The sequence below is a fragment of the Paraflavitalea sp. genome, assembly GCF_059502485.1.
Window position 1 is genome coordinate 1,742,947 of the sequence record NZ_JCACET010000008.1, and the last position, 14,055, is coordinate 1,757,001.

The 14,055-nt window shown below is 48.1% G+C and carries 10 protein-coding genes; 3 read left to right on the top strand and 7 right to left on the bottom strand.

Annotation, left to right across the window (positions count from 1 at the left end; all coding sequences use genetic code 11):
- Positions 1 to 14: 14 nt before the first annotated feature.
- Positions 15 to 1,394 carry a cell division protein FtsA gene (gene ftsA / locus AC5JBY_RS09775; protein ID WP_495904394.1) on the top strand — a complete coding sequence of 460 codons (1,380 nt, stop codon included), beginning with the start codon at positions 15 to 17 and terminating at the stop codon, positions 1,392 to 1,394.
- Positions 1,395 to 1,555: 161 nt separating this feature from the next.
- Positions 1,556 to 3,457 carry a cell division protein FtsZ gene (gene ftsZ, locus AC5JBY_RS09780; protein WP_495904395.1) on the top strand — a complete coding sequence of 634 codons (1,902 nt, stop codon included), beginning with the start codon at positions 1,556 to 1,558 and terminating at the stop codon, positions 3,455 to 3,457.
- Positions 3,458 to 3,575: 118 nt separating this feature from the next.
- Here the strand turns inward: ftsZ and lpxD are convergent, their stop codons facing one another.
- Positions 3,576 to 4,601, bottom strand: coding sequence for a UDP-3-O-(3-hydroxymyristoyl)glucosamine N-acyltransferase (gene lpxD, locus AC5JBY_RS09785; protein WP_495904396.1), 1,026 nt, complete (start codon positions 4,599 to 4,601; stop codon positions 3,576 to 3,578).
- 148 nt (positions 4,602 to 4,749) lie between these two features.
- Here lpxD and AC5JBY_RS09790 point away from each other — a divergent pair, with 148 nt between their 5' ends.
- Positions 4,750 to 5,679: a TIGR01777 family oxidoreductase gene (locus AC5JBY_RS09790; protein WP_495904397.1), complete on the top strand. Its 930-nt coding sequence runs from the start codon at positions 4,750 to 4,752 to the stop codon at positions 5,677 to 5,679.
- A 3-nt stretch (positions 5,680 to 5,682) separates the two neighbouring features.
- Here AC5JBY_RS09790 and AC5JBY_RS09795 read toward each other — a convergent pair whose 3' ends face one another.
- From AC5JBY_RS09795 to metG, 6 genes are all read right to left on the bottom strand, one after another.
- Positions 5,683 to 6,486: an ABC transporter permease gene (locus AC5JBY_RS09795; RefSeq protein ID WP_495904398.1), complete on the bottom strand. Its 804-nt coding sequence runs from the start codon at positions 6,484 to 6,486 to the stop codon at positions 5,683 to 5,685.
- Between the two features lie 2 nt (positions 6,487 to 6,488).
- Positions 6,489 to 7,385: an ABC transporter ATP-binding protein gene (locus AC5JBY_RS09800; RefSeq protein ID WP_495904399.1), complete on the bottom strand. Its 897-nt coding sequence runs from the start codon at positions 7,383 to 7,385 to the stop codon at positions 6,489 to 6,491.
- Between the two features lie 36 nt (positions 7,386 to 7,421).
- A complete protein-coding gene (locus tag AC5JBY_RS09805; RefSeq protein ID WP_495904400.1) occupies positions 7,422 to 8,090 on the bottom strand; it encodes a peptidase M10 in 669 nt (222 codons plus the stop codon).
- Between the two features lie 204 nt (positions 8,091 to 8,294).
- Positions 8,295 to 10,700 (bottom strand): 3-hydroxyacyl-CoA dehydrogenase/enoyl-CoA hydratase family protein, encoded by a 2,406-nt coding sequence (locus tag AC5JBY_RS09810; RefSeq protein WP_495904401.1) that lies wholly within the window; start codon positions 10,698 to 10,700, stop codon positions 8,295 to 8,297.
- A gap of 94 nt (positions 10,701 to 10,794) precedes the next feature.
- Complete coding sequence (locus AC5JBY_RS09815) at positions 10,795 to 11,670, bottom strand: NAD(P)-dependent oxidoreductase (RefSeq protein ID WP_495904402.1); 876 nt, start codon at positions 11,668 to 11,670, stop codon at positions 10,795 to 10,797.
- A 120-nt stretch (positions 11,671 to 11,790) separates the two neighbouring features.
- Positions 11,791 to 13,953, bottom strand: a complete 2,163-nt coding sequence (metG, locus tag AC5JBY_RS09820; protein WP_495904403.1) for a methionine--tRNA ligase — start codon at positions 13,951 to 13,953, stop codon at positions 11,791 to 11,793.
- Positions 13,954 to 14,055: the final 102 nt, after the last annotated feature.

Sequence of the window (14,055 nt, forward strand, 5' to 3'; positions counted from 1 at the left end):
AAAAACAGGATAGCATGAACAACGAGCAACAACCCATCATCGTCGGATTGGATATTGGCACGACGAAGATCGCAGCGATTGCCGGCCGGAAGAATGAATTCGGCAAACTGGAGATCATTGGCTTTGGCCGCGCCAACTCCAATGGTGTGAAGCATGGACAAGTATTGAATATCGATGAAACCATCAAGGCCATCCAAATGGCTTTGGAGAATTGCTATACTTCCAACCCCAACCTGGAGATCAGCGAGGTGTATGTAGGTATTGCAGGTCATCATATCAAGAGCCTTCAAACGCGTGGTGATATTGTTCGCCACCAGAATGAAGAAGAAATTACCCAGCGCGAGATCGATCAGCTGATTGCTGACCAGTATAAAACGTACATCCCTGCCGGTGACCAGATCATCGATGTGATCCCGCAGGAGTTTACTGTAGATAATTTCCAGAACATCCCTAACCCCATCGGGTATGGCGGTGTGAAGGTGGGCGCCAACTTCCATATCATTACGGGTGATAAGAATGCTATCCGTAATATCAGCCGCTCTGTTGAGAAGAGTGGTTTGATCACGAAGGACCTGGTGTTGCAACCGCTGGCTTCTGCTGCTGCCGTAATGGGACAGGAAGACCTGGAGGCTGGTGTAGCTATCGTCGATATCGGTGGTGGTACTACCGACCTCGCTGTGTTCTATGAAGGTATCCTGAAGCACACAGCCGTTATTCCTTTTGGTGGAGAGAATATTACCAATGATATCAAGACCGGTTTGGGTGTATTGAAAACACAAGCCGAGCAGATGAAGGTGCAGTTTGGTAGTGCGCTGGCCAACGAAGCAAGGGGCAACGCCTTTATCACTATCCCTGGTTTGCGCGGTATGCCAGCCAAGGAGATCAGCGTGAAAAACCTGGCCAATATCATCCAGGCGCGTATGAGTGAGATCATGGACTTTGTGACATACCACCTGAAGCAAGTGGGATTGGATAATCGTACGCTGAATGGTGGTGTGGTATTGACGGGTGGTGGTTCTCAGCTGAGGCACCTGATCCAGCTTACTGAATATGTGACCGGCCTGAATGCACGTATCGGTTTCCCTACGGAGCACCTGGCTGCTGGTCATATTGAAGAGCTGGCCAAGCCTACTTACGCTACTTGTATCGGTCTTATTTTAAAAGGCTACAGTGATTATGAGCATAACCGCAAGCTGTTTGAAAACCGTTTCAGGAAGGTAGAAGTTCCGGAGACGTTGAAGAAAACAATAGAAGTAGAAGAGCCTGTAGTTACTACTGAAGAAGAAACACAGACTGAAAGGATAAAAAATAGAAAGGGCATTAAGGATTTCTGGGGCAAGTTCAAGGACGGTATTATTGATTTGTTCAAAGAAGAAGAGGATCACGCTTTATAAAGGCATGAATCTTGAGTAGTGCATATAGCATGCACTACACCGTTTCCCTATGAAAGGTCACTGATTGGTACTTTTCATTTACTACTAACCTGTTAATTTTTAATGGTCTCCGGACGGGCTTTCGTGGAGAGTAAGGCCTGGTGAGACAAAAAAAGAAAGCTATGATTCATTTTGATCTTCCGAAGGAAAAATCATCTATCATCAAGGTCATTGGTGTAGGTGGTGGAGGCAGTAATGCTGTTAATCACATGTTCGGTCAGCAGATCGAAGGTGTGAACTTCATTATCTGTAATACGGATGCGCAAGCGATTGCCACCAGTAACGTACCTAACAAGGTTCAATTGGGACCGCACCTTACGCAAGGGCTCGGTGCAGGCGCCAACCCCGATATTGGCCGTCAGGCTACTGAAGAGAGTCTGGAAGAGATCAGGCGTATCCTGGAAGTAAATACCAAGATGGCGTTTATCACTGCCGGTATGGGTGGTGGCACTGGTACCGGTGGCGCACCCATCATTTCCAAGATATGTCGTGACCTGGGTATCCTCACTGTAGGTATTGTAACTACGCCTTTCTCTTACGAGGGTAAGAAGCGTCAGCTGCAAGCTGAAGAAGGTATCCGTGTGATGAAGCAGTATGTAGATACGCTGCTGGTGATCAGCAACGATAAGCTGCGTCATCAGTTTGGTAACCTGAAGATGAAAGAGGCTTTTGCAAAAGCTGATAACGTACTGGCTACTGCAGCCAAGTGTATTACCGATGTGATTAACAGTACAGGTCAGATCAACGTGGACTTTGCCGATGTATGCACCGTTATGCGTAATGGTGGTGTGGCCATCCTGGGTAATTCGGCTGCCGGTGGTGAAGGCAGGGCTCAACGTGCTATCGAAGAGGCTATGAATTCTCCGCTGCTGAATGATAATGAGATCAGCGGTGCTAAATGGATACTGATCAATATCAACTCTGCCGAAGGCGAACATGAGTTCACCATGGATGAGGTAGATATTATTCAAAATTATTTATTGTCCCATGCCGGTGAGGGTACTGACGTGATCCTCGGTATGGGTTATGACAGTTCGCTGGGTGACCAGATCGGCATTACGCTGATCGCTACCGGTTTTGAATACAAGGACCCTTTTACCAAAAAGGAGGAGAAGAAAGCGGCTCCCAAAAAAGAAGAAAAGATCGTATTGTCATTAAATACCCAACCTGAACCTAAGCCAACGATGGCGAAGGAAGCTCCTAAAGTGGCTGTTATCGAGCCTAAAAAGGAGAAGCCGGCTGTGGTAGAACCGACTATAAAAGAAGAGCTTGCGCCTAAACTGGTGGAGGCAGAGCCTACTCCTAAGTTTAAACCACTTGAGCTTTTTACGAATGAGGATAGTAAAAATACTGTGGACAAAAAGACCTCTGAAGAAAAGCCCGAGGAAAAGATTGAATGGGTACTTTCGCAGCCATCCAACCCTGTCGAAATTCCCGCCACGAACGTATCTAACCAGGCGTCTTCTAATAACAATACAACACATAGCAGTAAAAATAATTCTTCGGCGTCTGCAGCGTCCGGAGGATACCTGGCCAGGCCTACCAATATTTATGCAGAACCGAAAGCAGAGGAATCCATCCCTGATTATTCTCCTGTGAAGGAACCTGTCTTGAATCCGGTTGCAAACACAACCCAGGAAGATGACCCTTCCAACGACATGCAACTTGTATTCAAAGATGACATTCCAGCGGCGGAGGAGCCTGGGGCCTACCAACCTCACCCAATTGTTATGGCGAATACCCCTGTTGAGGATCTTGCTCCGCAAGACGAAGCAGAGGAACAAAAACGCCGGGCAGCTGAGAGAATACAGAAATTACGTAATCTGTCATTCAACATCAATGGTGCCGATCCTAACAATGAGTTTGAAACTGTGCCGGCTTACATCCGCCGCAATTTGGAATTGTACAACACCATCACCAACGTAGAGAGTTTCTACAGTAACGTCGAAGTCAAGGCTGATGAAAATAATAACGGGCAGATATCTACCATCAACACATTCCTTGATGGCAAGAAGCCCGATTAACTTGTTCTGTACCTCAAGTCCCTGCAAAAAATGAAGTCTATTTAAACATGCAGCGATTGTTGTTTTTAGTTGTTTCCCTCCTGATTCCTCAGGAGGGATTTTTTTATAAAAGGCCTGTTTATGCAGGCTGGTTCAGTTGTTTTTCCAGTTGGTTCACCCGTTGTACCAGGGCATCCAGGTTGCGGAAGTGGATAAAGGCCTTTCGGTACTTGTTGGCGTCGAAGGCCGGTGAGCCCATATAGGTTTCGCCTGCTTTGGTAATGCTTTTGGAAATACCGGATTGGGCCGTGATGATGGTATTGTCGGCTACTTGCAGGTGACCTACGATGCCCACTTGTCCGCTGAACATACAGTTCTTACCGATCTTGGTAGAACCGGCAACAACACCATGTGCTGCGAAGTAAGTGTTCTCTCCCACTTCCACATTGTGCGCAATATGGATAAGGTTATCAAACTTCACTCCCTTGCGTAGGATCGTAGAGCCCAGGGTAGCACGATCGATAGCGCAGTTGGCGCCGATCTCCACATCGTCTTCAATGATCACGTTGCCGATCTGCGGCACTTTCTGGTGGTCGTTCTGTGGATTGAAGCGGAAGCCATCACTTCCGATCACGGTGCCGGAGTGAATGATACAGTTTTTGCCAACAACGGTCTCTGAATAGATCTTCACACCTGCAAACAAAGTAGTATTATCTCCGATCACGGCATTGTCACCTATATATACCTGTGGGTATATCTTTACATTGTTGCCTATTTTTGCATGCTCGCCCACAAAGGAAAACTCACCGGCATAAATGTCTTTTCCCACGGTAGCGCTTTCTGCGATAAAAGCCATTTTGGAAATGCCTTTCTTATTCAATTTTACCTGGTTGTACATCTCCAGCAGTTTGGTGAAGGCAGCACCTGGGTCGGCTACTCTTACCAGGGTGGCGGTAATGGGTGCTGTTGCCACAAAATCCTTGCTTACGATCACCAGCGAAGCATTGGTTTTGTAAAGATGGGGCGTGTACAGCGGATTGGCCAGGAAGGAGATGGAACCAGGTTCACCTTCTTCGATCTTGGATAATTTGCTGATCAGAACGTTCTCGTCGCCTTCTATTTGTCCTTGCAGAAGGTCGGCTATTTGCCGGGCTGTAAATTTCATGTGGTGTGTTTAGTGTTGTTAAAGAGTAGCATAAAAGGGGTGTCCCGTTAAAGATAATAGAATTAAATGGTCCTTACAGGTTTGCAGATTTTTTATCAGTTATCTGCTGTAACTTGAAGCGCAAACTGTACTCTAAAACTTCCAGGTTATGGCTACTATTCTCATTACAGGAGGCACGGGCTTGATCGGACGGGCAGTAAGTAAATTATTGATCGATAAAGGACATTCCATTATTATTCTTTCCCGGGGGCAATCTGCTTCCGGTAATCCTAAATCTACTGTTGCGCATTGGGACCCTGCAAAGCAGGAGATCGATGTAGCAGCTATTCAAAAAGCTGATTATATTATCAATCTGGCAGGAGCCGGCGTGGCCGATAAGCGCTGGACTGCAAAACGAAAACAGGAGATCATCGACAGCCGTGTGCAGGGTGGCGAGTTGCTGGTAAAGGCGCTGAAAGAAAATGCCAATAAGGTAAAGGCCGTGATCAGCGCTTCGGGCATTGGCTGGTATGGTGATGATGTTAAAAGAAAGCCTGGCCGTAATGCTTTTACCGAAGATGATCCTGTAGATACTGAATACCTTGGTGAAACCTGCCGGTTGTGGGAGGCCAGTATAGATCCCGTGCAGGAGCTCGGCAAGCGCCTGATCAAATTCCGTATTGGGATTGTGCTGAGTAATGAGGGGGGTGCGCTGAAAGAGTTTAAGATGCCTGTACGTTTTGGTGTGGCTGCCATTCTGGGTAGTGGCAAGCAGGTGATCAGTTGGATCCATGTCGACGATCTCACCCGACTAATAGTATATGCCATAGAGCATGAGGAACTGCATGGCGTATACAATGCCGTAGCTTCTCAGCCGGTTACCAACAGGAATTTTATGCTTAAGCTGGCCGAAAAGATCAAAGGCCGTTTTTATATTCCTTTCTATGTTCCTTCTTTCGTATTAAAGTTAATGCTGGGTGGCATGAGTGTGGAAGTGCTCAAGAGTGCCACAGTCAGCAACAGTAAGATCAGTCAGGCTGGTTTTCAATTCCTGTATCCCACTGTGGAGGCAGCATTAGGTGACCTCACGAAGCATTAATGTTTACAGATCGTCTGTTTCGAATTTACGAATGGTAAAGAATATGTAGGCCGAGAGATATACCAGCGCTACCACCAGCATCACTGTTTGATTGGGTGGTGCTACGAGTTGGTTCTGTACTTTCTGCAAAATAGGAAGAGGAATCAGCTCATCGGTTGACTGGAGCGGCAGGTACCTGCCGGCAGTTGTTCCTGCTTTGAAGTTGAGCAGTCCCTTGAGTACGTTCTCAATGATGAGTGAATAGAGAAAGTAAATACCGATGGCCAAACCGCCTCGTTTGAACAATACGGCGGCGAGTAAGGCTACCATAATATAGCTGATGGCTTGTAGGAAAAAGAAGGCTATATATTCAAGGTTATCGAGGCTGAAGGATCTGTTGCCATCTGCAAAGCCAAAGATGGCAGCTGAGATGACGACCATAATGGTAGAAGCAAGTGCCAGTATCAGTGCTACCATTATTTTTACCAGGATGAATTCCCGACGCGTCCACCCATCTATAATGTTCTGCCGGTGGGTGCGGTAGCTGTATTCGTTGGTAACGCTGATGATCATCACGAGGCCGGGTATGAACAGCAGGAAGCTGGATACATAGGGTGTCATTTGCCAGGTAATGGGAAATGAATAGGGGGTTGCTCCCAATACCATTTCAGCCATGCCTTTTGCTTCTTTGGCCTCATAAATGGCCTGTTGTATACGGAACACTATAAAGTTGAGCCCGACAATGCTGAGTAAGTATAAGCCAGATAATATCCAAAACGTACGGTAGTTCTTTAGCTTCAGCCATTCTATAGTTAGTAGTTTCAGCATGATCATTTGTTGTTTTGGGTGAGTTCAAAGAATTTGGCTTCAAGGCTCTTTTTGCGCAACCGGAGGTGGTTGAGGATGATCCCTCTGTCGAAACAGTATTGGTTGACTGCTTCGAGGTTGGCGGTGCCGGTAGGGAAGAATGCCTCTACATGCTGTTCATTCATGCTTATCTTACCCACGCCAGGATAAGACTGCAGCGTCGACATCAGTGATTGAGTGTTGGCCGCACTTACTTCCACGATGTCTTCCTGTACCAGTATTTCATCTACATGGCCGTGAGCGATGAGTGTTCCTTTTTGCAGGATGGCCATATGCGTACATACCTTTTCTACTTCATCGAGCAGGTGGCTGGCCATGATGATCGTCTTGCCTTCCCTGTTGAGCTTTTTGATCAGCTCTCTTGTTTCGGCTATGCCTACCGGATCGAGGCCGTTGGTGGGTTCGTCGAAGATCATCACTTCAGGGTTGCCGAGCATGCAGGATGCAAGGGCCAGCCTTTGTTTCATGCCCAGCGAATAGGTGCTGAACTTGGAGGTCTTGCGCTGGTCGAGGCTCACTGCCTTAAGCACATAATCTATATCTTCTTTGCCGTGGCCTTTGATGGCGGCGGCTATTTCGAGGTTCTGTACAGCATTGAGGTAATGGTAGAAGTTGGGCGTTTCGAGGAAGGTGCCGATCTGCTTGCGGTGTTCGCGGGTAGGCGTTTCATCGAAGAGTTTCACGGTGCCGGAGGTGGCTTTCAGGATGTCTACGATGATGCCAAGCAAAGTTGTTTTGCCGCTTCCGTTTGGCCCCAGTATTCCAAATACCGATCCTTTGGGAACAGTAAAGGAAACGTTTTTGAGTGCCTGTATGTATCCGTAGTTCTTATGTAGGTTTTCAACTGTGAGGATGGCCATGTATGGGCATTTATCTATAAAGATGGTGTTTTCTTTTTACTGTTGAAAGTCTTCCGGTATATGTTTTTCATGATACATGCTGGAAAACTCGCCTACGGTAGCCAGACCCTGCTGGTTGAAATGCAGTTTGTGGAGTTTCAACAAGGCAATATCGGAAGGGAGTACTTTCCGGTATTGTGGGTCGAGGGTGCCTCCGTCCTTTCCCGGCACAGCAGTGGGAGAGTACTGGTATTGCGGATCGCAGATCGTGCCGCGGGGGTACATGATGCCGGGTAAGCCTCCTCCGCGGATATCGAGGTTTTTAGGGTGTACCAGTCCGAGGGTGTGGCCATATTCATGGGCGGCGGTAGTAGGTGTTTGCAGCAGGTTGGCCAGTTTAAAATAACCTGTGTTGCATCCTATCTCATCTACAAAGGAGATGTTACCGGTTACATATTCTTCAATGCGGAAGTAGTTGAGCCGCGGCTGGTCGTTGTACCAGACTTTGTCGGGTGATAGTTCCGGAGCATAGATGCCTTCAATGTTGAAGTGAAGGGCGTATGGCTCGTTTTTAATGGTGATAGTGGCCTGGGGTTCGTTCCAGCAGGTGGCTATATCGTGGGCGATCCTGGTGGTCAGTTCGGGTGTGGCTGCATCGCCGTATATATAGAATACGGAATGTACGATCAACTGCCGGGTAGCTTTATTGAGTTCGGCTTCTCCCATAATAGGCTTATGGTTTGTGGTTTGGTCGGGTTAAGGTTGTTTGTTTCAGTTAGGCTTCGACGGCCCTTCGACAAGCTCAGGGTGACATGTTACTTGTTCAAGATATTGATTAATTGGCAAATAAAAAGGCGCAACCATTGGAGGTTGCGCCCTGGGCTTTCTCATGTGACCCTTTTCTATATTGAACGTGTAACAGACTTGTGTTTAGTTGCGTACCGGCTTTCCGCTTTTAAGTACGCTTTGTATTCTTTCGAGTGTTTTCTTTTCCCCGCACAGGCTGAGGAATGCTTCTCTTTCGAGGTCGAGGAGGTACTGTTCTGTAACGGAGGATTGCTCGCTGAGATCGCCACCACACATTACATAGGCCAGTTTTTTAGCTACCACTACATCGTGATCGGTAGCATATCCCGCGCGCCACATTCCGTTGATGCCGGCGTATAAAGCACCGAGGGCTGAACGTCCCAATACTTTTACATCAGTACGCTGTACAGGCGTTACATAGCCACTATCATATATTTCTAATACGCTTTTTTTAGCTTCTGCTATTCGGCGACCCTGGTTGAGTATTACTTCATCATGGCCTTTACGCAGGATGCCGAGTTCAAAGGCTTCGGCAGCAGAAGTGGCTACTTTGGCTGTAGCAATCGTGAGAAAGCGGTTTTTCAAGGTGATGGTCTCTGGCTCATCTTCATGCATTTCATCGGCAGCCCGTAATACAAACTCTTTGGTGCCGCCGCCGCCGGGGATGAGGCCAACCCCGAGTTCTACAAGGCCGATGTAGGTTTCGGCTGCAGGACATACTTTATCGGCATGGAGGCTAAGCTCGCAAGCTCCTCCCAACGATAATGCATGTGGCGCTACTACTACTGGTGCGGAAGAATACCGGGCCCGCATCATGGTGTTCTGGAAAAGGCGGATGGCCATGTCCAGCTCATCGTATTCCTGCTCTATCGCCAGCATGAAGATCATGCCTACGTTTGCGCCGGCGCTGAAGTTAGCACCTTCATTCGCAATCACCAAACCCTTGTACTTATTTTCGACGAGTGTAATTGATTTTTGTATCCCTTCGAGTACTTCTCCGCCGATGCTGCCCATTTTGGTATACCATTCCAGGCCGATCACATCATCGCCGAGGTGGTAGGCACGGGCCGAACTGTTTTTCCATACCGTTTGGTTTTCGAAGTTCTTCATGACTATGAAGGCTTCGCCACCCGGGAAGGTCTTATAGTCTTTGGATGCGATGTCGTAGTATAACCTTTTGCCGTTGTCTACTTTGTAGAATGTTTTAATGCCGGCTGCCAGCATCTCTTCCACCCAGGGGGCTACTGCATAGCCGGCGTCTTTCATTTTTTTGACAGAGCCTTCCACGCCGAGCACATCCCAGCTTTCGAAGGCGCCTATTTCCCATCCGAAGCCGGCCATCATGGCGTCATCTACGCGGTAGATCTCATCGCTGATCTCTGGTATACGGTGGGATATATAGGAGAATAATCCGTAATGAAAATGACGGTAGAAGTCGCCTGCTTTGTCCATGCCTGTGCACAGGGCTTTCAGCCTTGTTTTGAGATCGTCGATGGGCTTGGCAGCTTCTACAGTAGCGAACTTCGGTTTTTTACGGGGCTCATATTCCAGTGTTTTCAGGTTGAGCACCAGTATCTCTTTCTCTCCACCGCCGCCTTTGGTCTTTTTAAAGAAGCCCTGACCGGTCTTATCGCCCAGCCATTTGTTCTCTACCATTTTGTCGAGCCAGGCAGGGATGGTGAAGGTATTTTTAGCTTCGTCGTTGGGGCAGTTGTCGTGTACGCCCTTGGCTACTTTAACCAGGGTGTCGATACCTACCACATCGGCTGTGCGGAAAGTAGCTGATTTGGGCCTGCCGATGATAGGGCCTGTGAGGGCATCTATCTCATCGATGGTAAGTCCCATTTTTTCTACCAGGCCAAAGATGGCCATGATGCCGTATACGCCGATACGGTTGGCAATGAAGGCGGGTGTGTCTTTACACAACACCGTTGTTTTGCCGAGGTAGAGATCACCGTAGTGCAACAGGAATTCTGTTACAGCGGGATCAGTATAGGGTGTTGGAATTATTTCCAGTAATCGTAAGTAACGCGGCGGATTGAAGAAGTGTGTTCCGCAGAAATGTTTTTTGAAGTCTTCACTCCTGCCTTCGGCCATCAGGTGGATGGGGATGCCAGAGGTGTTGGAGGTGATGAGGGTTCCGGGCTTGCGGTATTTTTCTACTTCGGTAAATACCTGCTGTTTGATATCAAGCCTTTCTACCACTACTTCTATGATCCAGTCGTAGTCGGCAATGTCCTTCATGTTGTCGGTGAAGTTGCCGGTCTTTATTTTCTTTACGACGTCTTTTGTATATACGGGCGAAGGATTGGACTTGATGGCTGCGGCCAATGCTTCGTTAACGATGCGGTTTTTTACAGCAGGGTGATCGGTAGACAAGCCTTTGGCTTTCTCTGCTTCGGTCAGCTCCTTCGGGGCTATGTCCAGCAATAAGACCTGTAAACCTACTCCTGCGAAATGACAAGCGATGCGCGATCCCATGACTCCACTTCCCAGCACTGCAACCTTTCTGATGAGCCGTTTTGACATAGAATAATTAGTTAGTTAAACAACTATTTGACCCGAAGGTAATAAAAAAGCCGGAATAAAAAAGGGTATTGGGTATTAAGTATTGTGGTTGTCTTTAACCGTCATTTTTTACACCCAGCGATACGGCGCTCCAGTCTATGGCCCCTTTCCCACTGTTTACCAGGCTGATAAGATGCCCTTGAAGTAGTTCTGCCATGGGCATGGGCTGTTTGGCGGCTGCTCCCTGTGCCAGTACCAGGTTGAGGTCTTTGAGGCCGAGTTTGGCGGTAAAGGCTGCCGGTTCAAACTGTTGGTTCAGGATGATCTTGCTGTAGTTCTGGTAGATGGGGGCGTTAAAAATGGTCTGGGAGAAGAAGTCCCACATTTTGTGTGCATCTACGCCGCTTTGTTTTGCCAGCATGGCGCTTTCGCCAATGGCTTCGAGGGCCGTAGCAATAAGGAAGTTGCCACAGAGTTTAATGGTATTGGCGGCGAGGATATCATCTCCGAAATCCCAAACGCCTGCACCTCCTGCTTGCTGTAAGAGAGGTGTTGCTTTTTCGCGTAGTTCTTTCGGGCCGGATACTACGAAGTTCAGTTTCCGCGCTGCGGCGGCTTCGGGCCGGCCGAATACCGGTGATGACAGGTAATGTTGTCCTTTCTCCTGGTGCAGAGCTGCCAGTTCTCCTGCTGTTTGCGCGAGGATAGTGCTCATGGAGATGTGCTGACTGCCGGGTTTCAGGTGTTGTAATAATCCTTCTGGCCCGGTAGTAATGTCTTTTAATGCTGCGTCGTCGGCTACCATGGTGAATATGATATCGCATTCTTTGGCGAGTGTTGCTACTGTATCGCACACGATGGCGCCTTTGGCTTCGAGTGGCTGAGCTTTGGCGATGGTGCGGTTGTATACGTAGAGTTGGTGTCCACTGTCGAGCAGGTTGATAGCGATGGGGGTACCGAGGCTTCCGAGGCCAATGAATCCGTATTTCATAATTGTGAATTGTGAGTGGTGAATGGTGAGTGCGGTTGTTTTGTTGTCGCCTCACGGACTACCAATAACAAAAAAGCCCCGGCGTGGTTGTGCCGGGGCTGTATAATGTGTGTTATGTTATTAACTAACGCCGGAGCCTTCGTCGACTTTGGTATCGGGATTGACGAAGTGCAGTTTGCCTGCCTTGTCTTCTGCCATCAGGATCATGCCGTTGCTTTCTATTCCTTTCATTTTGCGCGGCGCCAGGTTGACAACAACTACTACCTGCTTGCCAACTATTTCTTCAGGACTGAAGTGAAGAGCTATGCCTGATACGATCGTACGTTTTTCAAAGCCGAGGTCTACTTCCAGCTTCAACAGTTTGTCGGCCTTCGCCACTTTCTCTGCTGAAAGGATGGTGCCTACTTTGAGATCGATCTTAGCGAAGTCGTCGTAAACGATCTCAGCTTTTGTGTTGGAAGCTGGCGAAGCAGTGTCAGTTGCTTCCGTAGCTGTGGTTGCTTTTGTATCGGCTGCTTTGGCTGCCGCGGCCTTGGCATCCTTCGCTGCTTTCTTGGCTGCAGGATCGCTGGTTGTGGCTGGCTTCACCATGTTGGCATGCAGCTTTTCGATCTGTGCTTCTATTTCTTCTTTTTCGATTTTGCGGAAGAGTAATTGTGGTTCACGCAGGCTGTATCCAACGCTGAGTAGTTTGGCTTTGCCCGCATTTTCCCAATCGAGCATCTTATCTACCACCTTCATCATATGCAACATTTTCTTTGCAGTGAAGGGGAGGAATGGGTTGATGAGCACGGCAAGGTTGGCTGTCAACTGCAGACAGATGTGCAGGCAGTTGTCAATGATCTTCTGCTTCTCGGGGTTTGTTTCTAATGACTTGGCAACGATCCAGGGTTCTTTTTCCTGCATGTATTTATTGCCTTTGCGGGAAAGGTCGATCACCTCAAAGATGGCTTCGCGGAATTTATATTGTTCCAGCAGGTTCTCTACCCTTGTTTTGGTAGCCTCAAATTCTGCGATCATATCTTCATCGGCCTTGTCGGCAACATCGGTGTGGAGGTTGGGTACTTTGCCGCCGCAAAGCTTGTGCATGAGCACAAAGGTGCGGTTCACAAAGTTGCCGAAGATGGATACCAGCTCGCTGTTGTTCTTATCCTGGAAATCTTTCCAGGTAAAGTCATTGTCTTTTGTTTCCGGCGCATTGGAGCAGAGTACATATCGTAGGATATCTTGTTGCTCAGGAAAATCAAGCAGGTACTGATCAACCCATACAGCCCAGTTGCGACTGGTGGATACTTTTTCGCCTTCTATATTCAGGAACTCATTAGCAGGTACGTTGTCGGGCAATACAAAATTGCCATGCGCTTTCAGCATCGCAGGAAAAATAATGCAATGGAACACGATATTGTCCTTGCCAATAAAGTGTACCAGCTTCGTATCATCCTTTTGCCAATAGTCGGCCCATTGGTCTGTCAATTCTTTTGTGGCACTGATATAACCAATTGGTGCGTCGAACCACACGTAGAGTACTTTGCCTTCTGTATTGGGCAGAGGCACTTTTACACCCCAGCTGGAATCGCGCGTCATGGCGCGTGGTTGTAGTCCGTTTTCCAGCCAGCTTTTGCATTGGCCGTATACGTTATTCTTCCACTCTTTATGTCCTTCGAGTAACCACTCTCTGAGCCAGGGCTCATAGTTCTGGAGGGGAAGGTACCAGTGTTTGGTTGCCTTTTTGATGGGCGTAGCATCGCTGAGGGTGCTGCGTGGGTTGATGAGCTGATCGGGGCTCAGGGAAGAGCCACAACGCTCGCACTGATCACCATAGGCGTTTTCATTGCCGCACACAGGGCAGGTTCCTACAATATAACGATCGGCCAAAAAGGTATTGGCTTTCTCATCAAAGTATTGTTCTGTTTCTTTTTCTTCAAAGAGTCCATCATCGTACATCTTTTTGAAGAAGGCCGCCGCTGTTTCGTGGTGGATCTTGTTGGAGGTACGGGAATAGATATCGAAGGAGATGCCCATCTGCTGAAAGGTATCTCCCATGATCTTATGGTATTTATCAACGACTGCCTGTGGGGTAGTGCCTTCTTTCATGGCGCGTATTTGAATGGGAACGCCATGTTCATCACTGCCACAGATAAATTTAATGTCTCTTTTGCGGGCACGCTGGTAGCGTACGTAGATGTCGGCCGGAAGGTAACAGCCTGCAATGTGGCCAATGTGGATAGGTCCATTGGCGTAGGGCAGCGCTGCGGTTACCAGGTATCGTTTAAAGTCTGTCATTTCTCGTCTTAATAGCTTTTTTGCGTCTATCGAAGGATTGCAAAAATAGCTAATTGGAGGGGGATAAAAAAGGATGAGCCGCCCCGGTTGAAGTGGAGGCGG

What these genes read in the sequence shown, in the direction of transcription:
- ftsA (WP_495904394.1), top strand. Translation starts at nt 15, where the DNA reads ATGAACAACGAGCAACAACCCATCATCGTCGGATTGGATATTGGCACG.
- ftsZ (WP_495904395.1), top strand. Translation starts at nt 1,556, where the DNA reads ATGATTCATTTTGATCTTCCGAAGGAAAAATCATCTATCATCAAGGTC.
- lpxD (WP_495904396.1), bottom strand. Translation starts at nt 4,601, where the DNA reads ATGAAATTTACAGCCCGGCAAATAGCCGACCTTCTGCAAGGACAAATA.
- AC5JBY_RS09790 (WP_495904397.1), top strand. Translation starts at nt 4,750, where the DNA reads ATGGCTACTATTCTCATTACAGGAGGCACGGGCTTGATCGGACGGGCA.
- AC5JBY_RS09795 (WP_495904398.1), bottom strand. Translation starts at nt 6,486, where the DNA reads ATGCTGAAACTACTAACTATAGAATGGCTGAAGCTAAAGAACTACCGT.
- AC5JBY_RS09800 (WP_495904399.1), bottom strand. Translation starts at nt 7,385, where the DNA reads ATGGCCATCCTCACAGTTGAAAACCTACATAAGAACTACGGATACATA.
- AC5JBY_RS09805 (WP_495904400.1), bottom strand. Translation starts at nt 8,090, where the DNA reads ATGGGAGAAGCCGAACTCAATAAAGCTACCCGGCAGTTGATCGTACAT.
- AC5JBY_RS09810 (WP_495904401.1), bottom strand. Translation starts at nt 10,700, where the DNA reads ATGTCAAAACGGCTCATCAGAAAGGTTGCAGTGCTGGGAAGTGGAGTC.
- AC5JBY_RS09815 (WP_495904402.1), bottom strand. Translation starts at nt 11,670, where the DNA reads ATGAAATACGGATTCATTGGCCTCGGAAGCCTCGGTACCCCCATCGCT.
- metG (WP_495904403.1), bottom strand. Translation starts at nt 13,953, where the DNA reads ATGACAGACTTTAAACGATACCTGGTAACCGCAGCGCTGCCCTACGCC.